Below are 22,933 nucleotides of genomic sequence, written 5' to 3' on the forward strand. Positions count from 1 at the left end.
GCGCGGCGTCCGCGAAATGTGGGGTTGAGCGAAGGAACGCCTGACTCTCCTCTCCCGTGAACCGGGAAGGAGATGGCGCCGCCCTACCCCTCCGACCGCGGCAACACCAGGGTCACGCGCAGGCCGCCCAGGGGCGAGGCGCCCAGGGTCACCGAGCCGCCATAGGCGCGGGCCAGCTCGTCGACGATCGACAGGCCCAGCCCCGAGCCGGGGGTGTGCTCGTCCATCCGCTGGCCGCGCTTGAGGGCGTCGATCCAGCGGTCGGGCGGCAGGCCGGGGCCGTCGTCGTCGACGGTCAGGGTCATCTGTTCGGGCGAGCTGGCCACGGCCTCGGCCCGCACCTTGCCCGCGCACCACTTGCCGGCGTTTTCCATCACGTTGCCGGCCAGCTCCATGAAGTCCTGGCGCTCGCCCTGGAAGCACAGGTCGTCGGGGCACCGCCAGTCGATCTGGACGCCCTTGTCCTGGAAGATCCGCTCCAGGGTCACGGCCAGCTCGTCCATGATCGGCTCGACCGGCGTGCGCTCGCCCGAGGTCTGGGAGCGGGCGGCGGCGCGGGCCCGGCGCAGGTGGTGGTCGACCTGCTCGCGCATGGTCTGGGCCTGGCGCTCGACCACCTCGGCCAGGGCGCCCGGCCGCTGGCCGGCCTCGGTCAGCATCACCGACAGCGGGGTCTTCAGGGCGTGGGCCAGGTTGCCGACATGGGTGCGCTGGCGCTCGACCACCTCCTGGTTATGCGACAGCAGGGCGTTCAGCTCGACGGCCAGCGGCGCCAGTTCCTCGGGATAGTCGCCGTCCAGCTTCTCGGCCTTGCCGCGCCGCACCGAGGCCACCTCGCGGCGCAGGCGGAATAGCGGCACCAGGCCGACCCGCACCTGGACCACCACGGCGGCGATCAGGCCGCCGCCCAGGATGACCAGGGCGAGGGTGGTGATGCGCCCGAAGCGGTCGGCGTCGGCGTCGATCGGCGAGCGGTCCTCGGCGGCGATGAACACCACCGGGCGCGGATAGCCGGGCAGCCGGGCCAGCAGGGCCGCGGCCCGCAACGGCCGGTTCTGCGGGCCCTTGAGGTCGAAATAGAGGGTCTTGCCCGGCTCGGACATCAGCCGCTCGGACTGCTCGACCGGGATCGTCAGGTCGCTGTCGAACAGCGACCGCGAGCGCTCGATCACGTTCAGCCCGCCGCCGCCGGCTGGCTGGTCGAAGATCGTCCAGTAGCGGCCGGAATAGGCCCGGGTGGCGCGGATGTCGGTCAGGACCGGGGCCTTCAGCACCCCGTCGTCGACGGTAGAGCCGGCATAGAGGTCGTCAGTCAGCACGGCCAGCGACTGGTCGAACCGGCGGATCGCCGCATCGCGGAACTGGGCGGTCAGGAACACGCCCGCCAGGACCAGCACCACCAGGTTCCACGCCGCCGCCAGCAGCACCAGCCGCCGGACCAGCGAGCGCTTGCCGAGGTCCCACACGGCTAGAGACCAGCCAGGAGCATGGCGATCGCGGGATTACGATCCGATTGCGTTCCGCTCACCTCGCCCCTCTTTCAGCCATCTCTTCGAGGCCCGCACGTCCAAACGGTTGTCATCCCGGAAGCCTCGCAGAGGCTGTCCGGGACCCAGGAGACTGGGCGAACGCCCTACCCTTCGGTCGTCTCGCCTTCCAGCGGCGTCAGGCGATAGCCCAGGCCGCGCACCGTCTCGATCCGGTCGCTGCCCAGCTTCTTGCGCAGCCGGCCGATGAACACCTCGATGGTGTTGCTGTCGCGGTCGAAGTCCTGGTCGTACAGGTGCTCGACCAGCTCGGTGCGGCCGATCACCCGGCCCTGGTGCATCATCATGTAGTGCAGCAGGCGGTATTCCAGCGAGGTCAGGCGCAGGGGCTCGCCGTTGACGCTGGCCCGGGCGGCGCGCGGGTCCAGGCGCAGGCCGCCGCACGACAGGGTCGGCGAGGCGTGGCCCGACGAGCGGCGCAGCAGGGCGCGCAGGCGGGCCAGCAGTTCCTCGGTGTGGAACGGCTTGGTCAGGTAGTCGTCGGCGCCGGCGTCGAAGCCCGCGACCTTCTCGTTCCACGAGCCGCGCGCCGTCAGGATCAGCACCGGGGTGGCGACATTGCCGCGCCGCCAGCGCTCCAGCACCGACACGCCGTCCACCTTGGGCAGGCCCAGGTCCAGCACCACGGCGTCATAGGGTTCGGTCTCGCCCAGGAACTGGGCCTCCTCGCCGTCGGCGGCGTGGTCGACGGCGTAGCCCGCGTCGCCCAGGGCCAGCTTCAGCTGGCGCGACAGGTCGGGATCGTCTTCGACAAGCAGGATGCGCATGGAGGAGTCTCTGTCTCGTGACGCTGGATAGGAAACTTAGTTGGCGCTGAGGATCTGGCCGGTCTGGGCGTCGACGATGAAGTCGATGCGGCGACCGTCGGTCGTGGCCCAGCGCACGCGATAGTTGGGGCCTTCCAGGCCGGCGTCCAGCACCCGGCCCGGCGTGCGGCGGCCGATCTGCTCGATCACCCGGCTGAGCGGCACCAGACGTCCCGACTGCACGCCCCCGCGCGCCTGGTCCTGCCGGGCGCGCCAGTCGGCGCCCAGCGAGTCCGGGCCGCGCTGCGCGGACGCCACGCCGGGGAGGGCGGCGGCGGCCAGGGCGGCGGCGAAGAGGAAATGGATCGGCTTCATGGGCTCCGGTCTAGAGCGTCGCGGCTGAATAGAGGCTGAACACCGCCGTTATGGACGGGCAACGTCGTTCTGTCACGGATTGCGCGAACGAAAGCCTGGCCGGACGCCGCCTGGCCGCGCCCGCCGCGAGAAACGCCGGCGCCGGAGCGTCGTCACGGACTTGCCTGTCGAACAAGGCGGCTCTAACCTGCAATCTTTGCGTGCAGAGCGACGGATTGCAGCCAGACGCCTCGGCGCGGCGGCGGATCCGGTCCGGATCTGCGAGGTCTGGGGGGACGCATGCGGCGATCTGGACATCTGCGGGGCGCGATCCTGGCTTGCGGCCTGACGCTGGGCCTGGCGGCGCCGGGCCTGCCGGGGCTCGGAGGGCGGGCCGCCGCCGACGCGCCGCCGCCCAGCGCCAGCCCGACCCCGGCCGACGGCGTGATCCAGGCCATCGGGGTCTCGCCCGCGAAGCTGGGCGCCAACGCCGACCAGCTGACCTTCCTGCCCGCCGGCGCGCCCGGCCCGGTGACGCTGACCGTCGACCGGCCGGCCGACAAGCAGGCCCTGGACCTGGGCGCGCGGCCCGGCGACCGGGTCTGGCTGACGGTGGACGATCCGCTGAACCCGCGGCGCGTGGTCCAGATCACCCGCCTGGCGCGGCCCGTGCCGGCCCTGCAGCGGACGATCGCGCTCGTCGCCGCCTTCGCGGTGATCGCCGCCTTCTCCAGCCTGGCCACCGCCGGCCGGCCCTGGCGGTTCCTGGTCGGGAACGACAACCGCCTGAGCAATTCCCAGACCCAGATGGCGCTGTGGTTCGGGGTGGTGGCCATGGTCTATGGCGCCACCCTGATCCTGCGCGCCTGGTTCCTGGGCTGGGAGTTCATGGGCGGCATCGCGATGACCACCAACGTCCTGGCCATGACCGGGCTTTCGGGCCTGTCGTTCGGCGCGGCCAAGGTGGTGGCGGTGCAGAAGGACGCCAACGCCGCGGCGGCCCTGGCGGCCGCGCCGGGCGTCGTCGCCGCCGCGCCGGCCGCCCCCGCGCCCCGGCCCAGGATCGCCGACCTGGTGCTCAACGACTACGGCGCGGCCGACCTGGGCGACTTCCAGATGATCCTGATCAGCAGCGTGGCCACCCTGATCTTCGCCGCCGCCAGCTGGGAGTTCCTGACGATGGTCGACATCGTCCGCGCCACCACCCTCCCCGACGTCGACACCGCCCTGCTGGGCAGCTTCGGCGTCGGCCAGGGCGCCTATCTGATCAAGAAGGCGGCGCTACCGAACGGGGTGGGGTGAGTCACAGCGCGAGTAGCGCCTTCAGCTTGGCGCGGACCTCCACCAGAACCGGCGCGGGCGCCGCCTGCTTCCGGCGGGCCCTCCGCGCGACCCAATCCAGGCTCTTGACCTGGTCGGCCAGCACGACGCTGGGCTCGTCCCCGGGGACCAGAACCTCAAAGGGATAGCCCTTGATCCGGCTGCTCATCGGGCAGCAGACCATCATGCCGCGTCGGCCGTTGTAAGCGGCCGGCGACAGCACCAGGGCCGGGCGATGTCCCGCCTGCTCGTGACCCGCCTGCGGATCGAATTCCAGCCAGACGATGTCGCCGGCCTCGGGCACATAGCCCGCCATCACCAGACTTCCTGGCCGACGGCCGGGCCAAAGCCCTCGTCGTCGGGAAAGGTCTCTGGCTTCATGCCTTCCAGCAACTCGTCCAGGACGTAGGTCGGCGCGCGGACCGGTTCGATGATGATCCGGCCGTTTTCCTCGCGCACTTCGACCGCCTGGTCGACGCTCAACGCGGCGGCCGCCATCACGGTCGCGGGGATCCGCACCGAGGCGCTGTTGCCCCACTTTTTGATCAGCACCTGCACGGTCGGACCTCCAGCCTTCAAGGCCGGATCATCCGTCGCACACCGAGGCGTGTCAACAAATGTCGATACACCCTACCGCCGCTTCGGCGCGTAGGGCCGCTTGTCCCGCCAGGCCTCGGCGAACTTCTCGAGCTCGGCGTCCGGCGCGTCGGGCAGGGTCACCACCAGGCGGGCGAACAGGTCGCCGCGGTGGCCCTTGGCGTCGGCCAGGCCGCGGCCCTTGAGCCGCAGCTTGGCGCCGCTGTTGGAGCCCTTGGGGACCGTCAGGGTCACCGGGCCGTCGGGCGTGGGGGCCTCGACCTTGCCGCCCAGCACCGCGTCGGGGACGGTGATCGGCAGGTCCATGACCAGAGCGCCGTTCTCGGGGCGGTAGATCGGGTGCGGCTTGATGGCCAGTTCGATCAGGGCGTCGCCCTGCCCGCCGCGGCCCGGACTGCCCTGGCCCTTCAGGCGCAGGGTCTGGCCTTCCTGGGCGCCGGCCGGGATGGTGACGTCGATCGTGCGGCCGTCCGAGAAGGCCACGCGCTTCTTGCCGCCCTTGATCGCCTCCTCCAGGTCGATGTCGAGCCGGGCGCGCACGTCCGCGCCCTTGGCCGCGAAGCCGCCGCCGAACCCGCCCGCCCCGGCTCCAGCCCCGGCGCCGCGATTGCGGCCCAGGATGTCGCCGAACAGGTCGTTGAGGTCGATCTCCGGCCCCTCGCCGCCGCCGCCGCCGCCGCGGAAGCCGCCGCCGCGCCCGCCGAAGCCGGCGCCGAACGGGTTGCCGCCGCCCGCGCCGAAGCCGCCGCGCATGGTCTCGCGGCCGTCGGCGTCGATCTCGCCGGCGTCGAACTTCTTGCGCTTGTCGACGTCGCCCAGGATGTCGAAGGCGGCGCTGACCTGCTTGAACTTCTCCTCCGACTTCTTGTCGCCCTTGTTGGCGTCGGGGTGGTGCTGCTTGGCGAGCTTGTGGAACGCCTTGCGGATTTCCGCCGCGCTCGCGGTGCGGGAAACGCCAAGCTCCAGATAGGGGTCGCGCGCCAAGGAGGCTCCTCACGTCAGTTCAAACAGGCGAACGCCTCAATTAGGCCGTTCGGCGCGGCGCGCAAGCGTTATGTTGCATTATTATCACAGCAACGCCCGAGACACGGCGCCCCAGCCATAGAGGGCCGAGCCCTGGGCCACCCTGACAGCCAGGGCCCCGGTCGGTCCAGCGGGGAAATCGGCGGCGCGCTGGGCGGCCGTGTAGGTGAAGCTCGGCGTGGTCGTCTCGGCCGTCCGGACCACGGTCTCGCCGTCCAGGATCTCGACCCGATAGACCTCGCGCTCCTCGCCCAGGGGGACCTCGGCGTCCCAGCCGTCGCCGGCCAGGCGCGCGCGGCGGATCCAGGTCACGACCGTGTCGCCGCCCTGGGGCCGCGCCCGCAGATGGGCCGGCGACCAGGGCCGGGCCGCCAGGCCGCGCCAAGTCTCGGCCGCCTGGCTCATCGAAGGGCCCGAGGCCGGACCGCCGGCCGGGGCGGCGCGCCAGGTCAGGGGCAGGCCGCGTTCGGCCAGGGCCAGGTCGGCGCGGACCAGGGCTTCGTCCAGCACCACCACCGCCGCCCCGGCCGGGGTCAGGGCGGCCATGGCCGGGTCGCTGCCGGCCTGGCCGCGCAGCAGGCCCGACAAGGTCCAGGCGTCGGCGCCGATCGGCTCGGCGGTCAGGAACTGCAGGATTTCCCACTCGCCGCCCGCGCCGCGCACGGCCAAGGCGTTGGCGCCGGCCAGCACCGCCGAGCGGTCGCGGCTGTCGGGCGACGCGCCCTCCAGCCGCACGGTCAGCCGCGTGGCGTGGTCGAAGCGGTGCAAGGGACCTGCCGGCAGGTTCGACAGGGTGACGCCCACCGTGGCCGGGACGGCGGCCGTGGCGCGCAGGCGCAGGGCCTCGACGCCGACGCCGGCGTGGACGTCGAAGGCTCGCCAGGGGGAGGCCGCCACGGCCACCAGCGGCCGCTCGTCCGCCTGGCCCGGAAGATCCAGCACGTGCAGCGCCGGCGGGCCGGGGACCTCGCGCGGCGCGGCGGGGGACCAGTCCAGCTCGCCGCCCGCCCGCACCGGATCGGCCACCGGCGCCAGCTGGGCGCGGGGGTGTTCGTCCAGGTCGACCCGCGTCACCCGCCAGGCGGCGCCGTCCAATGTGAGCCGGTCGCCGGGCTCCAGGCGCAGGGCGGCCAGCGGCGACAGGTGGACGGTCGCCTCGCGCGGGTCGGCGGCGGCCAGCAGGCGCTCGGCCACCGCCCGGGCGTCGGCGGCGGCCAGCACCAGCGGCGCGTCGAGGTCGGCGCTCCCTTCTCCAGGATTGGGCCCGCCCTCGCGGCGGACGATCACCGCGCCGGTCTGGTAGTCGCGGGCGGCGTCGATGAAGCGCAGGCGCAGGGCCTGGACCGGGGCGGCCAGGGTCCGGGCGGTGGCCCGCGGCGCGGCGCGGTCCTCCGGCCAGGCCAGGTCGTCGTCGCCCAGGGCCAGGGCCGCCGCGCCCGAGCGGCCGGCCAGCACGACGCCGTCCTGGCGCTCGACCGGGTCCAGGGCGAAGGCCTCCAGCAGCGGGGCCAGGGCGTCGCGCAGCCGCATGGGCCGGTCGACCACGTAGCCGACGACGCAGCCGCCGGCCTCGCCCGGATCGATGGCCGCGCCGGCCCGCCGCGCCAGGGCGGCGACCAGCTCGGGCAGCGGCGCGATCCCCGCCCGGCCGTTCAGCCAGTGGCCCAGGGCCCAGTTCGGCCCATCGGCCCAGACGCCGCTCCGGGCCGGGAAGTCGGGAAACGGCCGGGCGTCCCAGCACCAGGCGGCCGCCCCCTCGATCATCGGCCCGCCATAGACCGGCGACACCGGATTGGTCGCCGAGTCGGCCAGGTGGGCCAGCACCGCCTCCAGCGCCCGCCGCTGGCCGACCTCGTCGCGGGTCCCGTCCGAGAACGGCGGCAGGGCGCTCTCGGCGCTCTTGGTGTCCACGAACAGGTTCGGCGCGTTGGCGCCCTTGTCGACCGCGCCGCAGCCGAACTCGACCAGCCGCAGCGGCTTGGACCGGGGGACCCAGGCGGTCGGCGAGGAGGCCCGCGCGCCGCCGGGACGGTCGAAGTGCGGCCGGCTCCACCACGACAGCAAGTCCTTGGGCCGGAACACCCAGGGCTCGGCGTAGGCGCCGTCGGTGATCGGGGTGCGGGCCTGGGCCAGGCGATCGGCGTCCGAGGCGTAGAACCAGCCGAAGCCCTCGCCGCCGGCGAGATTGGCGCGCAGATAGGCCAGGTCGTGCGGCCCGCCCATCCCGGCGTCCAGGTGGTCGTCGCCGTCGCGCCAGTCGGCCATCGGCGGATAGAAGTCGATGCCGACGAAATCGATGTTGGCGTCGCTCCACAGCGGGTCGAGGTGGAAGTGGACGTCGCCGGAGCCGTCGGCCGGCTGGTGGCCGAAATATTCGCTCCAGTCGGCGGCGTAGCCCAGCTTGGTCGCCGGCCCCAGCAGCGTCCGGACCTGGCCGGCCAGGCTCTTCAGCGCCGCCACGGCCGGATAGGACGAGGCCCCGTCGCGCACCGTGGTCAGGCCGCGCAGCTCCGAGCCCAGGATGAAGCCGTCCACCCCGCCGGCCAGCTGGGCCAGCTTGGCGTAGTGCAGCAGCATCCGCCGCAGGCCCCAGTCGCCGGCCGGGCCGGAATAGGTCGGCAGGCCGTCCGCCACGCCGAACTGGGCCGCCGTGGCCGCGCCGAAGAAGCTGGCGACCTGGGCCCCGGCGGCGGGCGTCCTGTCGGGCGAGCCTGGACGGCCGGCGGCGGGATGGCAGGTGATCCGCCCGCGCCAGGGATAGGCGCCCTGCCGCGCGCCGCCGTACGGATCCGGCAGGGCGTTCCCCGCCGGCACGTCCATCAGCACGAACGGATAGAGGGTGACCTTCAGGCCGCGCCGCTTCAGCTCGGCGATGGCCTGCAGCACGGCCCGGTCGGCCGGCGTGCCGCCATAGGCGGGGCCGCCGCCATTGGTCGAGACCACGGCCGCATCCGCCCGGTCGATCCCGTTGACCCGCCAGTCGAACGGGATCGTCGCCTTGGCCGCTTGCTCCACCTTGGGCCGGATCGCGCACGACCCGCAGCGCAGGTCGTCGCCGAACCAGGCGACCACCAGGGTCACTTCCTCGACGTTCGGCAGCTGGGCCTGCAGCTGGTCCAGCGACACCACCAGGTCGGGGCGGCCCTCGGTGTTGTTCAGGGTCTCGGCCGTGGTCCGGGTCAGGCCGTCGCGGCGCATCACCAGGTCGGTGGCGTAGACGAACTCGCCCGCCCCGGGGATCAGGCAGACGCCCTTCAGTCTTTCCTCAAGGCCCGCTGGCGCGCCGCTGGCGCGCGGCCGGTGGAACACCTCGAACGACAGCTGCGGCGGGCGATTTCCGTAGGCGCCCAGCGGCAGATCCTCGAACACCACATAGGCCGTGCCGCGATAGGCCGGGGCCTCCCCCTCGACGGCGGCGATCAGGGGGTCCGGGAGCTGGTCCTCGGCCCCGGTGTGGACGCGCATGACCAGCCCGGCCATGTCCATCGGCTTGCCGTCGGCCCAGACCCGGCCGATCCCGTCGATCGGCCCCTCGCAGACGGCGACGGCGAACGACAGGCTGTAGGCGGCGCTGGTGGTGCGAGCCCCCTTGCCACCGCCCGACCGGCCGTCGACCCAGCGTTCCTTGAACCGCGCCGCCCAGATCACCTGGCCGGCCACCCGGGCCCGGCCGAACACCGCCGCCATCGGCGCGCCCTCGGCCGCCCCTGACAGCCGCAGCTCGGGAATGCGCGGACCGGTCCGGCGGGCGGGCGTCAGGGCGTCGAGCGCGGCGCTGTCGATCGCCGCCCCGACCGCCAGGCCGATCGCGCCGCCGACGGGACCCGCCACGGCCGTGCCGACGGCGGAGAGAATGACCTGGGCCATGGGGTGTCCTTCAGGGTTCGGGGAATCGAAAGGCCGCGACCAGCCGCGCGCGCCACCAGCGGCCCAGCCAGCTCTCGACGCAGGCCCGGCCCCAGTAGGCGTGGATCATCCGGTCGTCGGCCGAGCGGATCGCGCAGTGCTTGGCCGGGGCGTCCGGCGCCATGCGGAACAGCAGCACGTCGCCTGGGGCGGCGGCGGTCAGGTCCAGCCGGACCAGCCGGCGCTCCAGCGCCTGCGCCAGCAGCTCGCGCCCGCCCAGCTCGGCCCAGTCCGGGCGGTAGGGCGGCGGGGCCTCCGGCTCGGCGCCGTAGAGCGCCCGCCAGACGCCGCGCACCAGGCCCAGGCAGTCGCAGCCGACGCCGCGCAGGGACGCCTGGTGCTGATAGGGCGTGCCGAGCCAGAGGCGGGCTTCGCGGAGGGCGCGCTGGCCGGTCGCTGAATCCTCGACAACAGACGTTGTCATCCCGGAAGCCTCGCAGAGGCTGTCCGGGATCCAGGGAACTGGGCGAAGGCCTTGTGGTTCCCCTGGGTCCCGGACAAGCGCTGCGCGCTTTCCGGGATGACAACCGTTTTTGATGCCGGGGTGTCCATCACCGCCGCCCGCCATCATTCCGCTCCCCCTCGCTGGGGTACAGCGTCAGGAAGTCCTCGCCCGGCGCGGTCGGGAAGCCGCGGAAGTTCAGGCCGTTGCCGAACCGCTCGCGGCAGGTGGTCCAGCGCTTGTCGCAGGTCGCGCCGGGGAAGGCCGCGAGGTCGACCCCGCAGCGGGCGTCGCCGAACGCCGCGTCGCACGCGCGGCCGAAGGTGCGGCCGGCCACCCGGTCCAGCGCCGCCAGCGGGCCTTCCAGGGCCAGGGTGAACGCCCCGCCCTCGGCCTTGGCCGCCGCGACCCGGGCCGACCACAGGCGCACGGCCAGATGCGGCGCCGACCAGTCGACCACGCGGCACTCGACTTGCGCCCCGTCATAGAGCCCGGCCGCCAGGTCGGCCTCCGCCAGCGCCGCGTCGTCGAAGCCGCCGACCGCCGCGGCCTGGCCCGGCGAGAAGCCGGCCGCCGTCTCGGCCGCCCCGGCGGTCCAGCCGCTGGCCGCCTTGAAGACGACGCCCTCGACGACCAGGTCGCGGTCGTGGTCGGTGAAGCCCAGCACCGCCCCGTCGGACCGGGTCAGGATCCAGGCGTGGCACAGGCTGGCCGCGCCGCGCTCGAGGCGGTCGACCAGGTCGGACGGGACCGCGCGCATCAGACCCGCACCTCGACCAGGGCCACGGCCCCGACCCGGGCGGCGTTGAAGCTTTCCAGGGTCACGTCGATGCGGTCGCCGTCGAAGCGCACCGGCACGTCGAACTCGAAGCCGGCGGTGACCGTCGCCCCCGCCGCCGGCGCGCTCGCCAGGGTCACCAGGCCGGTCGCCGCGTCGACCGCGAAGGCCCCGGGCGCCAGGGCGACGCCGGCCACCGCCACCTTGACCGTGCCGGCCACCGGCTTGGTGATCGGCCGGACCACGGCCGTCTCGCCAGTCCCATAGGTCTTGGCCAGGGCGAAGGTCTTGCGGACGCCGTCACCGGTCCCGATCGGCTGGTCGGTGGCGGCCGGCGTTCCCGAGGGCGCGCACGACCGGCAGTCGGCCGGGTCGCGGAACCGGAAGCCGTGCAGCCGCCCGCGCCGGGCCTCGAAGAAGGCGACCAGAGCGGCGGCGTCGTCCAGCGGCCGCGTCGCCGTGCCGATCAGGTAGCGGCGCCGCCCGTGGGCCCAGGGGCTGGACCGCCGCTCGAAGCCGGACGCCAGGGTGGTCACCTGGGTCCGCCGCTCGACCCCGCCGGTGCAGCCGAAGGCCAGGCGCGCGGGCAGGCGCGTCTCGTGGAACGCGGTCATGGCGCGGCTCCTTGTGCGTGAGTGAACATTCACTTATAGATGTCGAAAACCTGGAGAAGCCCGCCGATGCGCGTCCTGTCCCTGTTGTTCGACCCGCGCGGCGCCATCGACCGGCGCGCCTTCTGGAGCGGCCTGGTGCAACTGACGATCGTCAGCGTGGCGGTGTTCGTGGGGCTGGCCCGGCTGGAGACGGAGGGGGCGTCAGCCGCGCTTCCGGTGGTCGGCGAGGCCTTCGCGGTCGGCGGTCTTTTGCGTTGCGTCTCCGGAGCGCAGGCGCCCAACGTCTCGCTGATCGCCGCGCTCATCGTCATCGCCGCGCGCCTCTACGTCACGGCCTGCCTGGTGCTGAAGCGCTCACGCGACGTCGGCGGGGGCCCCGCCCCTCTGATCGTCATCGGTATGGCCAGCTTTTTGATCCACGGGCTGATGGACCGATGGGCCGACAAACTCTGGGCCTCGGAGATGGGGACGGTCATCCCCCTGTTCCTAGGCATCGCGATCGATACGGTGCTCTGGGCGACCTTCCTGATCTGGGTCGGCACCCGCCCCTCTCGCCGGAGAGAAGCTGCGAACGATCCGTCGAGGATGCTCCGGGTTAAACCCTCGTCATGACACGCAATTCACTTAAACCGCGCGCGCCCCGCCCCTAATCTCTTCCTCAAGATTGGGAGCTGGAAATGGACTGGAAATCGTTGTTCTTCTCGGCCGAGGGCCGCATCGGCCGCCAGGTGTTCTGGATCGGCTGGCTGATGCTGCTGGGCGCCCACGTGGTGGCCGGCTGGATCCCGCTGATCGGCCAGGTGATCGGCCTGATCGCCGTCTTCGCCTGGGTGTGCCTCTGCACCAAGCGCCTGCACGACATGGGCCGCAGCGGCTGGTGGCAGCTCGTGCCGGTCGTGCTGGGACCGGTGCTGATCGTCGGCTCGGCGATGTCGATCGGCTTCGGCGCGATCCTCGGCGAGATCACCAACATCGACACCGACTGGGCCGCCCTGGCCGGCGTCGGCGGCCTGCTGGTCAGCGTCGCCATCGCCTTCCTCGCGGTGATCGGCTTCACCCTGTGGGTGGGCATCACCGAAGGCCAGGCCGGCGAGAACCGCTACGGCGAGCCGCCGCTGACGCCGATGATGGCTTGAGAGGTGGAAAACCCCGATTTCTAAGCTTTCCCCATCGCCCCGGCGGTGGGGAAATGCCTTATGGCCTTCTACTGCTACATCGTGGCGAGCCGGCGAAACGGCACGCTCTACATCGGATCCACCGATGATCTGCCGCGTCGGATCGAAGAACATCGGCAACATCTCCGCGACGGCTTCACGGCGAAGTACGGCTGCACGATCCTGGTCTGGTACGAAGTGTTCGAGACCCGCGACGAAGCGTTTCGGCGGGAGCGACGCATCAAGGAATGGCGACGCTCGTGGAAGCTCCTGCTGATCGAGGCCGCAAATCCGACCTGGCGGGACCTCTTCCCTGACTTGAACCTCAACGCCTGCCCCTAATCCGCTCATCCCGGCGAATGCCGGGACCCAGATCCGATGGCGGTGTGGTGGATTGGAGGGGCTCAGAGTCCTTGGCGTCAGCCTCAAAGCCCTTCCATCTGGGTCCCGGCGTTCGCCGGGATGAGCGGTTTTTTCAAAGCCGCCGCGCCCCGAGACTCACCGCCCGGGCCAGGGCCTGGGCGAGCTGGGCGTCGGAGCGGGCCAGGCCGGCCGCGTCGCCGCCCTGGACGTTGATCGTCACATTGACCCCGCCGCCGGTCCCCAGGGGTTCGATCGCGCCGGCGCCGGCGGGACGGAACAGCTCGGGGCCGCGCTCGCCGACCAGATAGGCGCCGCCGGCCGCGACCGGTCCGCCGTCGGCCCGCGCGCCGGAGAAGGCCGAGCCGACCGCCCCGGCCAGGGCCTCGGCCAGGCCGCCGCCCCCGGCCGTCCCGCTCGACACCGCGTCCAGCACGGCCCGCGCCAGCTCGGACAGGCTGATCTTGCCGTCGGCGGCCGCGTGGGCCAGCGAGCGGGCCAGGCTGGTCCCGGCCTTGGCGAAGGACTCGTCGATGGCCCGGGCCGCCTGTTCGGCCGGGGCGCGCAGGGCGGCCAGGGCCGCGGCGGCCTCGGCGGCGCGGGCGGGGACGGCGTCGAGGCCGTCTTGCTCGAAGTCGCTCATAGGGTCTCCCAGGGGATCGGATCGTCGGGAAAGCGGGCGATCAGGGCGTCCAGGGCCGCGCGGTCCAGGACCGGGGCGGCCGGCGCCTCGGTCAGGGCCCGCCACTCGGCCAGGGACAGCCGCCAGAAGGCCTCGGGCGAGAGGGCCGGCCGTCCGCTCGCCAGGCGCAGGGCCGCGCGCCAGCGGGCGTTCATGCGCAGGCCGCCAGGGCGGCGGCCACGGCCGCGACGGCTTCCGGGATCGACACCGGCGCGGCGTCCAGCACCGCCGGATCCTCGCCGCCGCCGTCCAGCAGGGCGGCCAGGACGGCCAGCAGCTCGGTCGCCGACAGCCGGCCGAACCGTTCGGGCAGGGCGCTCCAGTCGTCCAGGCCCAGCACGGCCTCGATGCGGGCCAGGGCGCCCAGGGTCAGGCACAGGCGGCGGGGCGCGCCGGCCAGCGGCACGACGACCTCGCCGCGGGCGGGGTTGGGGGTGGGCATGGGAATACCTTTTCATGAACCCTAACCTCCGCTCATCCCGGCGAATGCCGGGACCCAGATGGAATGGCGGCGTGGCTGACGCCAAGAGCGCCGAGCCCTTCCAATCATCCACACCGTTATGGGATCTGGGTCCCGGCATTCGCCGGGATGAGCGGAATTCAAAGGCTAGATCGCCGTGAACGTCACCGGTCCGGCCGAGGCCAGGGACAGGGCGAAGGCGGCCTCGCCGTCGTGGTCGCCGGCATATTCCAGGGCCGCCACCAGGAACGGCCCCTCCAGCTGCACGAAGTCGGGGATCACCAGCCGCCAGGTGCGGGCGGTCTGGGCGAAGAAGCTGTCGCGCACCGCCGCGTCGGAGGCCGCGTCGCGGAACACGCCCGAGCCGGAGACGGCGACCGAGCGCACGCCCGACCCCGCCAGCAGCTCGCGCCAGCGGCCGGCGCTGTCGCCGTCGGTGGCGTCGATCGTCTGGGCGTTGAGGCTGATCGTGCGGGCCCGCAGGCCGGCCACGGTGGTGAAGACGGGCGTCGGCGCGCCGTCGCTGATCTTCAGCAGGATGTCTTTGCCGGCTTGGGCGGCCATGGGGATGCTCCTTGTTGCGGGATTGCGGCGAACACTTGCCCCCTCCGGGCCTACGGCCCTCCTCCCCCGGAGGGGGAAGAGCCCGTCGGCGGAGGCTCCGCCCCCTATGGGGGCGGACAGACCGCGAAGCGGTCAGGTGGGGGCCAGCGGCGGCTAGGCGCTTTCCGTCACCGCCCGCACCCGCAGCACGCCCAGCGACAGCTCGCGGTCGGCGGCGCGGAAGACGTCGGCATAGGTGACGCGCAGGGTGACCAGCCGGCGGCCGGCGACCGCGAGCGGCGCGTTGTGCAGGGCCGCGCGGACGGCCGAGGTGACGGCGCGCGCCTCCTCGGGTCCGCCGAACTTGCTGGCGCAGGTGACGGTCAGCAGGTGCTCAAGGGCATCGGCTTCCGGACCGAACGGCCGGCTTTCCTGACGGCTCAGGCTGACGCACGGATAGATCGGATGGCGCGGGGCGTCGGCGTGGACGCGGGCGGCCACCAGGGCGGCGACGGCGGGCGCGGCCTTCAGGGCCCCGACCAGGGCGGCGGCGACGGCCGCGTCCGGACCCGCGCTCACAGCCGCGCCTCCCGGTACGGGGCCAGCCAGGCCTCGACCAGGCCCGGCGGCGGTTCGGAATCGTCGCGGTGCTCGTGGGCGTGGGCGACCAGGAGCAGCACGGCCAGGCGCAGCGGCGCGGGACTGGCCGGCGTCAGGGCCAGGCCCGTGGCGGCGGCGACGCGCGCCTCGGCGGCGTCGATCAGCAGGCCGACCAGGGCGTCCTCGGCGGCGTCGGCCACGCGCAGGAAGCCCTTGGCCTCGGCCAGGGTGATGGAGAGGGGCATGGGGGAATGTCCGTGGATGGGAGGGACTTGCCCCCTCCGGGCCGCTTCGCGACCCTGCTCCCCCATAGGGGGAAGAGCCTCGCGCGGAGGGCTCCGCCCCCTATGGGGGCGGACAGGCGGCGCAGCCGCCAGGTGGGGGCAAGTGGAGACGCGCTCTGGCTACGACACCGCGAACTTCAGCAGCTTGATCGCGTCGAAGTTCTGGACCCCGCCGCCGACCCGCTTGGTGGTGTAGAACAGCACGTGCGGCTTGGCCGAATAGGGGTCGCGCAGCACGCGGACGCCGGCCCGGTCGACGATCAGGTAGCCCTTCTCGAAATCGCCGAACGCCACGGCCAGCGCGTTGGCCGCGACGTCGGGCATGGCCTCGATCTCGGTGACCGGATAGCCCAGCAGGCTGGCCGATTGGCCCGGCTGCAGGGCCGCGTTCCAGATGTAGTTGCCCTGGGCGTCCTTGAACTTGCGCACGGCGCTGACCGTGCGGCGGTTCATCACGAAGCGGCCGTTCTGGCGGTACTGGGTCTTGGCCGCGTAGACCAGGTCGATCAGCTTGTCGGTCGGGTTGCTGGCCGGCCAGGCGCCCGCCACGCCGGTGGCCAGGTAGCCCAGCTGGCCCCAGGTCGCCGTGGCGTCGGCGGCCGCCGTATAGGCCAGCAGGCCCTTGGGCTTGTTGACCCCGTCGCCGCCGATGAAGGCGCTGGTCTCCTGGGCGGCGAAGGCGTCCTGCACCTCCTCGGCCAGCCACTCGTCGATGTCGACATAGGCGTCGTCGAGCAGGGCCTGGGTGGCGGCCGGGCTGGCGTAGAGCTCGCCGGCCGGGAAGTCGATCACGTCCAGGGTCGGGGCCGTGGTCTCCGGACGCGCGGCGGTCTCGGCCACCCAGCTGGCGGCCAGGCCCGCGGTCGAGACCGGCTTGCGGAACGTGCCCGCCCCGATGGTGCGCACCTGGCAGATGTCGCGCATCGGCGAGGTCGCCTGCAGGCGGCGCAGGATCTGCCGCTCCAGCTCGGCCGGGGCGACATAGCCGCCGGCGGTGGCCACGCCTTCCGACAGGCCCTTGGCCTCCAGCAGCAGGGCCGGCGCCTCGCCGGTCTTGATGTAGCGGTCGAAGGCGGCCTTGCGCTCGTCGACCCGCGCCAGCGGCGCGTCGCCGCCGATGGAAGGCCTGCGGGCGTCGGCCAGCACGCGGTCCAGCCGCGCCTGGGCGCTGGAGACGGCCTCGTCGATGCGGGCGACCTTCTCCTCCAAGAGCCCGTCGGCGCGCTTGGTCTCCAGCGCGGCCAGGCGCTGGTCGTTGGCGGCCTTGAAGCCCTCGAACGCCGCCAGCACCTCGTGCAAGGCGGCGCGGGCCTCCGGCGAGGCCGCGGCCTGTTTGGTTTCCTTCATGGGAATCTCCGGGTTTGTGAAGTCGTCAGGAACAGGTCCTCCCCCCGTGGGGGAGGCGATCGCGCAGCGATCGGTGGGGGGAGTTCACCGGCGTGGGACTGCTCCCCCCACCGGCCCTCCGGGCCACCTCCCCCACAGGGGGAGGGACTGTTCGGCGCCCTCGCCATTGCCTGGCGCACGGGTTTTTGCTTAGTTGATCAGGAGCCAATCTGGCTCGTCGCCCGCCGCCTCAGCGGCAGACTTTATGCCCCCCCTCTATCGAGAGATCAGCGTTTGGCGCCGCAGCGGCGGCGGCGAGGCGGTTCGCTATTCTTGCTTCGAGGACCTGGAGACAGGACGGTTCTGCGTTCAACTCGCCGACTTCGTCCGGCTGCCGCTCGACGACACCCAAGTTCATCAGCAACAGCGAAATCGCGTTGAACTGTTTGTCGAGGGCCAGCTCGAAAACTGCAGTTGGCATAACAACCTGAAAGCCGCGATCGAAGCGCACGACGCGATATTCGAGAACGTCTTCACGGACCCTTCCGGGCGACTTTCAGCCGCGCGCCCGGCAGCATCGGGAAGGTGACGATTGACACCTCCCACAGCTCCACCTCGGTGAGCACCCGCAGGCGCCCGGTCTCGTCGGGGCGGGCCTTCACGGCACGGAAGCCGATGGACAGGCCGTCCAGCGCCCCGGCCTCGACCAGGGCGGCGACCAGGCGGCCGCGGGCCGTGGTCCGCAGGATCCGGCCGCGCACATGGAGGCCCTTCGCGTCCTCGGCGATCGCGTCCCAGACCCCGACGGGCTCGGCGTCGTCGTGCTGGTGCAGCATCTTCACCCCGGCCGGACCGGTGCGGGCCAGGCTTGCGGCGAAGGCCCCGGCGGCGGCGACGTCGTCGTTGAGGTCGCGGGTCCAGAACAGGCTGGCGTGGCCTTCGATCTTGAGGTCTTCGGACAAGGGACTTAGCCTCCTGCGGGTTGCCGGGGGAGCGAATGAGACATTGGAAGGCGGCGGTCGGGCTGGCCGCGCTGGCGCTGGCGGGAACCGCGCGGGCCGAGGTCGGCCGGGATGATCAATGGGTGGACCTGCCGCTCGCCAAGGGCGGGCCGGCCGTGGAATTCCGCTATGACGGCCGCGATCCCAAATCGGTGATGTGGCGCATCGCGTGCCCGACGCGCGGCCGGTTGAGCTTCAAGTTCTTCTATGACGAAGACCCGAAGGACATGCTGCCGCGCTATCGTCAGGCGCCGCTCGAACTGCGCCTTGACGATCATCCGTATGGAATGCCCAGCCATGAAACCGGCGATGGCCGCAGGTCGGACCTGAAGCTGGACGCCTCCCTGGTCGCTCGCATCGAGACGGCTCGCTCGATCTTCCTGGCCGGCCCGAACGCCAATCTCGAGCCGGACTATGCCGGTAGCGCCCGGGCGTTTCGTCGCCTGTCCCGGCGCTGCCTGACGCTCTAGTCGGGGGCGTCCAGCTTGCTCTCGATCCGGGCCAGCGAGGCGCGGGTGGCGTCGGCCTGGGTTTCCAGGCGGGCCAGGCGCTCGGCGACCGGGGCCTGGGCGTCGAGGCGCTGGCGCAGGTCGTCGATGCGGGCGCTGGCCCGGCCGGCCCACATCAGGGCGGTGGCGGCCTGCAGGGCCACGGCGACCAGCAGGCCGACCGAGACCTGGCGGTCGAGCCGCCAGCGGTTGGGTGATGTCATGGGGTTCTCCTGGGAACTTGCCCCCTACGGATCGCTTCGCGATCGTCTTCCCCCAGAGGGGGAAGAGCCTGGCGAGAGGGCTCCGCCCCCTATGGGGGCGGACAGACCGCGAAGCGGTCAGGTGGGGGCAAGGGGGCGAGCTACCCCTCCAGCCCCGCCAGCCGTCGCCGCTCGGCGTCGGTGAGGAAGCTGGCGCCCTCCAGCCGCGCCCACAGGGCGTCGCGTTCGGCCGACAGGGCCGGCACGGCGTCCAGGTCGCAGGCGATGCGGGCGCCGGGGAACTTCGGCTCGAGCCAGACCGACAGGGCCCGCGCCGCCCGCTCGGCCAGCGGGACCACGGTGTGGCGCCAGAACGCCCCGTTGGCCTCGCGGTAGTTGGCGTAGGTCGCGTCGCCCGGCACGCCCAGCAGTTGGGGCGGCACGCCGAAGGCCAGGGCGATCTCGCGGGCGGCGGCGTGCTTGCCGGCGACGAAGTCCATGTCGGCCGGGGTCAGCGACATCGGCCGCCAGTCGAGGCCGCCTTCCAGCAGCAGCGGCCGGCCGGCGTTGGCCGTGCCGGCGTGGGCGTCGCTGAGCTCGGCCTTCAGCCGCTCGAACTGCTCGGCCGAGAGCCGGTCGCCGGCCTCGCGATTGGCGTAGACCAGGGCCCCGGACGGCCGGGCGGAATTGTCGAGCAGGGCCTTGTTCCAGGCCCCCGAGGCGTTGTGGACGTCGATGGCGAAGGCCGCCGCCTCCAGCGGCGAGAAGCCGTAGTGGTCGTCGGTGGGATTGAACAGCCGCAGGTGCAGCACCGGCAGCCAGCCGGACGCGTCGCGGCCGATCCGGGCCGTACGGCCGGCCACCTGGTAGTCGTAGGCCAGCGGCCAGCCGCGCGGTCCCGGGACCACGGTCATCCGGTCGGGGCGCAGGGCGTAGAGCTCGGTCGGGGCGGCGTCGCCCCCCTTGTCTTGGGACGCCTCGAGATAGCCGTTGCCCGCCACCTGCAGGTGGCCGAAGAACGCCTCCATCAGGTCGGCCCCGCCCTGCTCGGGATTGGGGGCCCGCAGCAGCCCGCGCAGCGGATGGTCGTCGGCCCGCCGGCCGCCGACGAACACGGCCAGCGGCACGGCCGCGGCGGCCTCGGCGATCATCCGCACGCAGCGATAGGCGATCGGGTTCTTGCCGAAGCCCTCGGAGGCCAGGCCGGCATAGTCCCGCGGCGTCCACTTGGGCCGCCCGCCCGTGGTCAGGGCGATCAGGCGCGCGGCCCGGGAGTCCTTGGCCTCCGGCGGCCGGCGGGGTTTGAACAGCGGCATGTCGACGCCTCGCGGTTGAGAACGAATGGGGAACATGTTAAGGTTGTCGGTGGCCGACTGGCGCGAGGCTCCGCCCCCTATGGGGGCGGACAGACCGCGCAGCGGTCAGGTGGGGGCAAGGGGGAGAGCCGCATGACTGCGCCTAGACCAACGGTCACGAACGCCCGGCGGCTTCGCAAGGAAATGTCGCTGCCTGAATTGATGCTGTGGAGGGCGATCCGGCGCGGCCAGCTCGACGGCCTGAAGTTCCGCCGGCAACACCCGATTGGTCCCTACGTTCTCGACTTCTTCTGTGCGTCAGCGCGCCTGGCGGTGGAGGTCGACGGCCAGATGCACCATGTGGAAGACCGCCCGGACAAGGACGCCGCGCGGGATCGCTGGCTGGCGCGGCAGGGGATCATGACCCTGCGCATTCCGGCGAGCTGGGTGCTCGCCTCCGTGGACAGCGCGCTTGTCTCCATTCGCGAGCAGCTCACCCACTTGCCCCCACCTGGCGGCTTCGCCGCCTGTCCGCCCCCATAGGGGGCGGAGCGCTCTTCCCCCTTTGGGGGAAGACGATCGCGAAGCGATCCGTAGGGGGCAAGTGGACGACCTACAACACCCTCAACCGCGGCCGTCGTCCCACCCCCAGCATCAGCTCGCTGACCGCCCAGACCAGGGCGTCCGCCCGGTCGGGGCTGTGGTCGAGGTCGCCGGAGCCGAGGGCCATCAGTTCCTCCTCCAGGGCGGGGAAGGCCCCGCAGTGGACCACGCGGCCCTGCTCGTAGAGGGCGGCCACCGGTTCGGCCCGGGCCCGCTTGCCGACCGAGGCCCTGACCAGCTTGACCGCGCACGGCGGACCGGCCTGGGCCAGGACGGCGCGGACCATGTCGCCGCCCTGGTTGGCCTCGGCCACCAGGGCGTCGGCGTTCCAGCGCACGGCCGCCTCGACCGCGCGCCGGGCCCAGCCGTGGGGCGACAGGCCACGCGCGGTGCGGTCCGCGAGCACGAAAGCCCTTCCGTCGTGACGCCCGCAGACCACCAGGCCGCAGGCGTCGCCCCCCGCCGTGGCCGGCGGGTCGACGGCCACGACCACCCGCTCGAAGGCGGCCGGCGGCGCGCCCCGGCAGCGGGCCAGGTCCTCGGCGCGGAACAGCCCGCCCTCGCCCTCGACGATCAGGCCGTCCAGCTCCTGGGCGGCCAGGCGGGTGCCGCCGTAGAGGCCCTGCAGGGTCGACAGGAAGGCCGGCGCCAGGTGGTCGGCGTTGGCCTGGGTCGGGGCCCGGGTGTGGGCCGCGCCCGGCTCGGCGATCAGGGTGCGCAGGGCGCGGATCGGCCGCGGCGTGGTGGTGACCACCAGGCGCGGGTCGGTCCCCAGGCGCAGGCCGAAGCGCAGCATGGCCAGGGTCTCGGCAGGCCGGGGCCAGGCGCAGAACTCGTCGGCCCAGGCGGCGTGGAACTGCGGCCCGCGCAGGCTGTCGGGATCCTCGGCCGAGAAGGCCTGGGCGACGGCGCCGTTGGCGAACTCCAGCCGCCGGCGGCTGGCCTGCCATTTCGGACGCTCGTCGGACGCGTAGAAGCTCTTGATGCCGGACGGCCCCTCGATCATCACCTCGCGCACGTCGTGGAAGGTGGGGCCCACCAGGGCCAGGTTGGCGCCCGGCCGGGCCTGTTCGGCGATCCACGCGGCCCCGGCGAAGGTCTTGCCCGCGCCGCGACCGCCCAGGAACAGCCAGGTGGTCCAGGGGTCAGGCGGGGGCGCCTGGTGCGGGGCCGGGGCGGGCGGCAGGATCGCCTTCAGCGCCTCGAGCCTCGACAGAACCGTGGCGTTCACCCCATCCCTTAGCTTCCCTTCGCGCCGCAAGAGCAGCCAGTCGTCGATCGATCTCATGATAGAGGGCGTCGATGCGCTCGGGGGTGCGGCCGGTGTCGTCATCCATTTCCATCTCCTCAGGGACTTCAACGTCGTTCTCGTTGGCGACGGTCGCGACGGTGGCGGCGGCGACGGTCGCCTGCGCCGACGCCTTGGCGACGTCGGCCTCCAGCTTCGCCAGGCCAGCGGCCATTTTCTGCCCCTGGGCATGGAAGGCGCTGACACGCGACCCTTCCATCGACGCGCGGCCGAGCATCTTCAACTGCGCTTCGTCGCTGCGCTGGTCGGCGGTGTCGTCGATCTTGATCACCAGTTCGGCGTACCGTTCGACAAACAGGTGGCCGATCTTCGCCATCAAATCCTCGGGCTTCATCTCGCTTCTCCCGGCCATGACACAAAGATACGGGAGCAGCGGACGCCGCTGATAAGTTAGGTCGAGAAAGTTTAGAGCCTTGATTTCGTTGGTGTTGAGTCGCTGAACGCCGAGGATAGAAGGGGCTGTATCCCCGTCAGGGGAGGCGTCCTCGTCCTTCGACAGGCTCAGGATGAGGACGAATTCAACGACGGTTCAGTAGAAATCCTCATCCTGAGCCTGTCGAAGGACGAGGATTTCTTCCGCCGCCGTCGCAGGCCGACAAGCTTGACCCGGAATGAACGGCCGAAAAAGAGCCGCGCGTTCATTGGGATGCCCGCCGGCCTGGCGAGGCCGCGCCTTGAAACCTTGATGGCGAGCCTGCTCTGGCGTCTGGCCGTGTCAAGCAACTGTGGTCTGAGGCAAGGTCCAGGGTTGGCGGGTCTGGAGCATGGCGTTGAGGGTGACGATCAGTCGACGCATGCAGGCGACCAAGGCCAGCTTTGGCGGTTTGCCGGCTTGGCGCAGCCGGTCATAGGCGACCTTCAGGACCGGATTGAAGCGCACGGCGGTCAGGGTGGCCATGTAGAGCACTCGGCGTACGGAGCCGCGCCCGCCCCAGGTGGTGCGGGTCCCACGCATCTTGCCGGAATCGCGATTAAAGGGCGCGACGCCGACCAGGGCCGCGATCTGTCGCCTGTTGAGCCGCCCCAGCTCCGGCAGTTCGGCGATGACCGTGCGAGCCAGAATGGGCCCCACGCCCGGCATGCTGGTCAGCAGGTCCTCATCGGCCCGCCAGCTAGGGCTCTGGCGGATTTGCTGGTCCAGATCGTCGTCGGCCTGGGCGATTTCGCCGTCGAGCCAAGCCAGGTGGCGCTGGACGCCGTCGCGCACGATCGGGCTCAAGGCGGTCTCCAGGCGGTTCTTTTCGGCCTTCTTCATATCCAGGAGCTGTCGGCGGCGCACAACGATATCCCGCAGCGCC

General features: G+C 72.4%; 29 protein-coding genes and 2 pseudogenes. 6 read left to right on the top strand and 25 right to left on the bottom strand.

What is annotated here, in order from left to right; translation table 11 throughout:
- Positions 1-83: 83 nt before the first annotated feature.
- The 3 genes from AC07NX_RS12025 to AC07NX_RS12035 form a co-directional block, all read right to left on the bottom strand.
- Positions 84-1,466, bottom strand: a complete 1,383-nt coding sequence (locus AC07NX_RS12025; protein WP_494642018.1) for an ATP-binding protein — start codon at positions 1,464-1,466, stop codon at positions 84-86.
- 167 nt (positions 1,467-1,633) lie between these two features.
- Complete coding sequence (locus AC07NX_RS12030; protein ID WP_035078112.1) at positions 1,634-2,314, bottom strand: response regulator transcription factor; 681 nt, start codon at positions 2,312-2,314, stop codon at positions 1,634-1,636.
- 36 nt (positions 2,315-2,350) lie between these two features.
- Positions 2,351-2,668 carry a PepSY domain-containing protein gene (locus AC07NX_RS12035; RefSeq protein WP_132094355.1) on the bottom strand — a complete coding sequence of 106 codons (318 nt, stop codon included), beginning with the start codon at positions 2,666-2,668 and terminating at the stop codon, positions 2,351-2,353.
- A 279-nt stretch (positions 2,669-2,947) separates the two neighbouring features.
- On the opposite strand from AC07NX_RS12035, the gene AC07NX_RS12040 reads away from it, so the two are divergent.
- Positions 2,948-3,949, top strand: a complete 1,002-nt coding sequence (locus AC07NX_RS12040) for a hypothetical protein (protein WP_494642021.1) — start codon at positions 2,948-2,950, stop codon at positions 3,947-3,949.
- A gap of 1 nt (position 3,950) precedes the next feature.
- Here AC07NX_RS12040 and mazF read toward each other — a convergent pair whose 3' ends face one another.
- From mazF to AC07NX_RS12075, 7 genes are all read right to left on the bottom strand, one after another.
- Positions 3,951-4,283 carry an endoribonuclease MazF gene (gene mazF / locus AC07NX_RS12045; RefSeq protein ID WP_494642023.1) on the bottom strand — a complete coding sequence of 111 codons (333 nt, stop codon included), beginning with the start codon at positions 4,281-4,283 and terminating at the stop codon, positions 3,951-3,953.
- Complete coding sequence (locus tag AC07NX_RS12050; protein ID WP_494642025.1) at positions 4,283-4,525, bottom strand: AbrB/MazE/SpoVT family DNA-binding domain-containing protein; 243 nt, start codon at positions 4,523-4,525, stop codon at positions 4,283-4,285. Before AC07NX_RS12050 ends, mazF begins: the two co-directional genes overlap by 1 nt.
- A gap of 72 nt (positions 4,526-4,597) precedes the next feature.
- On the bottom strand, positions 4,598-5,548 hold the full coding sequence (locus AC07NX_RS12055; protein ID WP_494642027.1) for a DnaJ C-terminal domain-containing protein: 951 nt from the start codon (positions 5,546-5,548) through the stop codon (positions 4,598-4,600).
- Between the two features lie 84 nt (positions 5,549-5,632).
- Positions 5,633-9,454 carry a baseplate multidomain protein megatron gene (locus AC07NX_RS12060; RefSeq protein ID WP_494642029.1) on the bottom strand — a complete coding sequence of 1,274 codons (3,822 nt, stop codon included), beginning with the start codon at positions 9,452-9,454 and terminating at the stop codon, positions 5,633-5,635.
- A 10-nt stretch (positions 9,455-9,464) separates the two neighbouring features.
- Positions 9,465-9,917: an NlpC/P60 family protein gene (locus tag AC07NX_RS12065; protein ID WP_494642031.1), complete on the bottom strand. Its 453-nt coding sequence runs from the start codon at positions 9,915-9,917 to the stop codon at positions 9,465-9,467.
- Between the two features lie 127 nt (positions 9,918-10,044).
- Positions 10,045-10,695, bottom strand: coding sequence for a phage/gene transfer agent baseplate hub protein (locus AC07NX_RS12070; protein ID WP_494642033.1), 651 nt, complete (start codon positions 10,693-10,695; stop codon positions 10,045-10,047).
- Positions 10,695-11,327 (bottom strand): phage distal tail protein, Rcc01695 family, encoded by a 633-nt coding sequence (locus AC07NX_RS12075; RefSeq protein ID WP_494642035.1) that lies wholly within the window; start codon positions 11,325-11,327, stop codon positions 10,695-10,697. The genes AC07NX_RS12070 and AC07NX_RS12075 overlap by 1 nt, the downstream gene beginning before the upstream one ends.
- Before the next feature lie 66 nt (positions 11,328-11,393).
- Here AC07NX_RS12075 and AC07NX_RS12080 point away from each other — a divergent pair, with 66 nt between their 5' ends.
- The 3 genes from AC07NX_RS12080 (at position 11,394) to AC07NX_RS12090 (ending at position 12,823) form a co-directional block, all read left to right on the top strand.
- Entirely contained in the window at positions 11,394-11,939 is a 546-nt protein-coding gene (locus AC07NX_RS12080; RefSeq protein WP_494642037.1) for a hypothetical protein, read from the top strand.
- A gap of 65 nt (positions 11,940-12,004) precedes the next feature.
- Positions 12,005-12,463 (top strand): DUF805 domain-containing protein, encoded by a 459-nt coding sequence (locus AC07NX_RS12085; RefSeq protein WP_494642039.1) that lies wholly within the window; start codon positions 12,005-12,007, stop codon positions 12,461-12,463.
- Positions 12,464-12,523: 60 nt separating this feature from the next.
- Complete coding sequence (locus AC07NX_RS12090) at positions 12,524-12,823, top strand: GIY-YIG nuclease family protein (protein ID WP_494642041.1); 300 nt, start codon at positions 12,524-12,526, stop codon at positions 12,821-12,823.
- Positions 12,824-12,956: 133 nt separating this feature from the next.
- Here the strand turns inward: AC07NX_RS12090 and AC07NX_RS12095 are convergent, their stop codons facing one another.
- The 9 genes from AC07NX_RS12095 to AC07NX_RS12135 all read right to left on the bottom strand — a co-directional run bounded on the left by AC07NX_RS12095 (position 12,957) and on the right by AC07NX_RS12135 (position 17,698).
- Positions 12,957-13,484, bottom strand: a complete 528-nt coding sequence (locus tag AC07NX_RS12095) for a phage tail tape measure protein (RefSeq protein WP_494642043.1) — start codon at positions 13,482-13,484, stop codon at positions 12,957-12,959.
- Complete coding sequence (locus tag AC07NX_RS12100) at positions 13,481-13,678, bottom strand: phage tail assembly chaperone (protein WP_494642045.1); 198 nt, start codon at positions 13,676-13,678, stop codon at positions 13,481-13,483. The genes AC07NX_RS12095 and AC07NX_RS12100 overlap by 4 nt, the downstream gene beginning before the upstream one ends.
- Positions 13,675-13,965, bottom strand: coding sequence for a GTA-gp10 family protein (locus tag AC07NX_RS12105; protein ID WP_494642047.1), 291 nt, complete (start codon positions 13,963-13,965; stop codon positions 13,675-13,677). The genes AC07NX_RS12100 and AC07NX_RS12105 overlap by 4 nt, the downstream gene beginning before the upstream one ends.
- Positions 13,966-14,130: 165 nt before the next feature.
- Entirely contained in the window at positions 14,131-14,547 is a 417-nt protein-coding gene (locus AC07NX_RS12110; protein WP_145682772.1) for a phage major tail protein, TP901-1 family, read from the bottom strand.
- A 153-nt stretch (positions 14,548-14,700) separates the two neighbouring features.
- Positions 14,701-15,105, bottom strand: coding sequence for a DUF3168 domain-containing protein (locus AC07NX_RS12115; RefSeq protein WP_494642050.1), 405 nt, complete (start codon positions 15,103-15,105; stop codon positions 14,701-14,703).
- Positions 15,102-15,371 (bottom strand): head-tail connector protein, encoded by a 270-nt coding sequence (locus AC07NX_RS12120; RefSeq protein ID WP_494642052.1) that lies wholly within the window; start codon positions 15,369-15,371, stop codon positions 15,102-15,104. Before AC07NX_RS12120 ends, AC07NX_RS12115 begins: the two co-directional genes overlap by 4 nt.
- A 159-nt stretch (positions 15,372-15,530) precedes the next feature.
- A complete protein-coding gene (locus AC07NX_RS12125) occupies positions 15,531-16,757 on the bottom strand; it encodes a phage major capsid protein (protein ID WP_494642054.1) in 1,227 nt (408 codons plus the stop codon).
- A gap of 229 nt (positions 16,758-16,986) precedes the next feature.
- Positions 16,987-17,247: a hypothetical protein gene (locus AC07NX_RS12130; protein ID WP_494642056.1), complete on the bottom strand. Its 261-nt coding sequence runs from the start codon at positions 17,245-17,247 to the stop codon at positions 16,987-16,989.
- Positions 17,248-17,269: 22 nt separating this feature from the next.
- Positions 17,270-17,698: an HK97 family phage prohead protease gene (locus AC07NX_RS12135; protein ID WP_494642058.1), complete on the bottom strand. Its 429-nt coding sequence runs from the start codon at positions 17,696-17,698 to the stop codon at positions 17,270-17,272.
- Between the two features lie 122 nt (positions 17,699-17,820).
- On the opposite strand from AC07NX_RS12135, the gene AC07NX_RS12140 reads away from it, so the two are divergent.
- A complete protein-coding gene (locus AC07NX_RS12140) occupies positions 17,821-18,207 on the top strand; it encodes a hypothetical protein (protein ID WP_494642060.1) in 387 nt (128 codons plus the stop codon).
- Here the strand turns inward: AC07NX_RS12140 and AC07NX_RS12145 are convergent.
- Entirely contained in the window at positions 18,204-18,449 is a 246-nt protein-coding gene (locus AC07NX_RS12145) for a hypothetical protein (RefSeq protein WP_494642062.1), read from the bottom strand. The genes AC07NX_RS12140 and AC07NX_RS12145 overlap by 4 nt on opposite strands.
- 140 nt (positions 18,450-18,589) lie before the next feature.
- Positions 18,590-19,794, bottom strand: a pseudogene (locus AC07NX_RS12150) (phage portal protein); the annotation flags it as partial.
- 82 nt (positions 19,795-19,876) lie between these two features.
- Here AC07NX_RS12150 and AC07NX_RS12155 point away from each other — a divergent pair.
- Positions 19,877-20,266 (top strand): endonuclease domain-containing protein, encoded by a 390-nt coding sequence (locus AC07NX_RS12155; RefSeq protein ID WP_494642064.1) that lies wholly within the window; start codon positions 19,877-19,879, stop codon positions 20,264-20,266.
- 70 nt (positions 20,267-20,336) lie between these two features.
- On the opposite strand, the gene AC07NX_RS12160 is transcribed toward AC07NX_RS12155, so the two are convergent.
- The 4 genes and pseudogenes from AC07NX_RS12160 to AC07NX_RS12175 form a co-directional block, all read right to left on the bottom strand.
- Positions 20,337-21,557: a DNA-packaging protein gene (locus tag AC07NX_RS12160; RefSeq protein WP_494642066.1), complete on the bottom strand. Its 1,221-nt coding sequence runs from the start codon at positions 21,555-21,557 to the stop codon at positions 20,337-20,339.
- Positions 21,472-21,969, bottom strand: coding sequence for a hypothetical protein (locus tag AC07NX_RS12165; RefSeq protein ID WP_494642068.1), 498 nt, complete (start codon positions 21,967-21,969; stop codon positions 21,472-21,474). Before AC07NX_RS12165 ends, AC07NX_RS12160 begins: the two co-directional genes overlap by 86 nt.
- A 142-nt stretch (positions 21,970-22,111) precedes the next feature.
- Positions 22,112-22,248: pseudogene (locus AC07NX_RS12170) on the bottom strand (hypothetical protein); the annotation flags it as partial.
- Between the two features lie 102 nt (positions 22,249-22,350).
- Positions 22,351-22,933 (bottom strand): IS110 family transposase (locus AC07NX_RS12175; RefSeq protein WP_494642070.1); only part of this gene is annotated, 583 nt, incomplete at its 5' end.

This window comes from Caulobacter sp. GW821-FHT09A05, assembly GCF_059418465.1.

Coding starts and splice junctions, on each gene's coding strand:
- AC07NX_RS12030 (WP_035078112.1), bottom strand. CDS start 2,314: ATGCGCATCCTGCTTGTCGAAGACGATCCCGACCTGTCGCGCCAGCTG.
- AC07NX_RS12035 (WP_132094355.1), bottom strand. CDS start 2,668: ATGAAGCCGATCCATTTCCTCTTCGCCGCCGCCCTGGCCGCCGCCGCC.
- AC07NX_RS12040 (WP_494642021.1), top strand. CDS start 2,948: ATGCGGCGATCTGGACATCTGCGGGGCGCGATCCTGGCTTGCGGCCTG.
- mazF (WP_494642023.1), bottom strand. CDS start 4,283: ATGGCGGGCTATGTGCCCGAGGCCGGCGACATCGTCTGGCTGGAATTC.
- AC07NX_RS12060 (WP_494642029.1), bottom strand. CDS start 9,454: ATGGCCCAGGTCATTCTCTCCGCCGTCGGCACGGCCGTGGCGGGTCCC.
- AC07NX_RS12065 (WP_494642031.1), bottom strand. CDS start 9,917: ATGACAACGTCTGTTGTCGAGGATTCAGCGACCGGCCAGCGCGCCCTC.
- AC07NX_RS12070 (WP_494642033.1), bottom strand. CDS start 10,695: ATGCGCGCGGTCCCGTCCGACCTGGTCGACCGCCTCGAGCGCGGCGCG.
- AC07NX_RS12075 (WP_494642035.1), bottom strand. CDS start 11,327: ATGACCGCGTTCCACGAGACGCGCCTGCCCGCGCGCCTGGCCTTCGGC.
- AC07NX_RS12080 (WP_494642037.1), top strand. CDS start 11,394: ATGCGCGTCCTGTCCCTGTTGTTCGACCCGCGCGGCGCCATCGACCGG.
- AC07NX_RS12085 (WP_494642039.1), top strand. CDS start 12,005: ATGGACTGGAAATCGTTGTTCTTCTCGGCCGAGGGCCGCATCGGCCGC.
- AC07NX_RS12090 (WP_494642041.1), top strand. CDS start 12,524: ATGGCCTTCTACTGCTACATCGTGGCGAGCCGGCGAAACGGCACGCTC.
- AC07NX_RS12095 (WP_494642043.1), bottom strand. CDS start 13,484: ATGAGCGACTTCGAGCAAGACGGCCTCGACGCCGTCCCCGCCCGCGCC.
- AC07NX_RS12100 (WP_494642045.1), bottom strand. CDS start 13,678: ATGAACGCCCGCTGGCGCGCGGCCCTGCGCCTGGCGAGCGGACGGCCG.
- AC07NX_RS12105 (WP_494642047.1), bottom strand. CDS start 13,965: ATGCCCACCCCCAACCCCGCCCGCGGCGAGGTCGTCGTGCCGCTGGCC.
- AC07NX_RS12110 (WP_145682772.1), bottom strand. CDS start 14,547: ATGGCCGCCCAAGCCGGCAAAGACATCCTGCTGAAGATCAGCGACGGC.
- AC07NX_RS12120 (WP_494642052.1), bottom strand. CDS start 15,371: ATGCCCCTCTCCATCACCCTGGCCGAGGCCAAGGGCTTCCTGCGCGTG.
- AC07NX_RS12125 (WP_494642054.1), bottom strand. CDS start 16,757: ATGAAGGAAACCAAACAGGCCGCGGCCTCGCCGGAGGCCCGCGCCGCC.
- AC07NX_RS12145 (WP_494642062.1), bottom strand. CDS start 18,449: ATGACATCACCCAACCGCTGGCGGCTCGACCGCCAGGTCTCGGTCGGC.
- AC07NX_RS12155 (WP_494642064.1), top strand. CDS start 19,877: ATGACTGCGCCTAGACCAACGGTCACGAACGCCCGGCGGCTTCGCAAG.
- AC07NX_RS12165 (WP_494642068.1), bottom strand. CDS start 21,969: ATGAAGCCCGAGGATTTGATGGCGAAGATCGGCCACCTGTTTGTCGAA.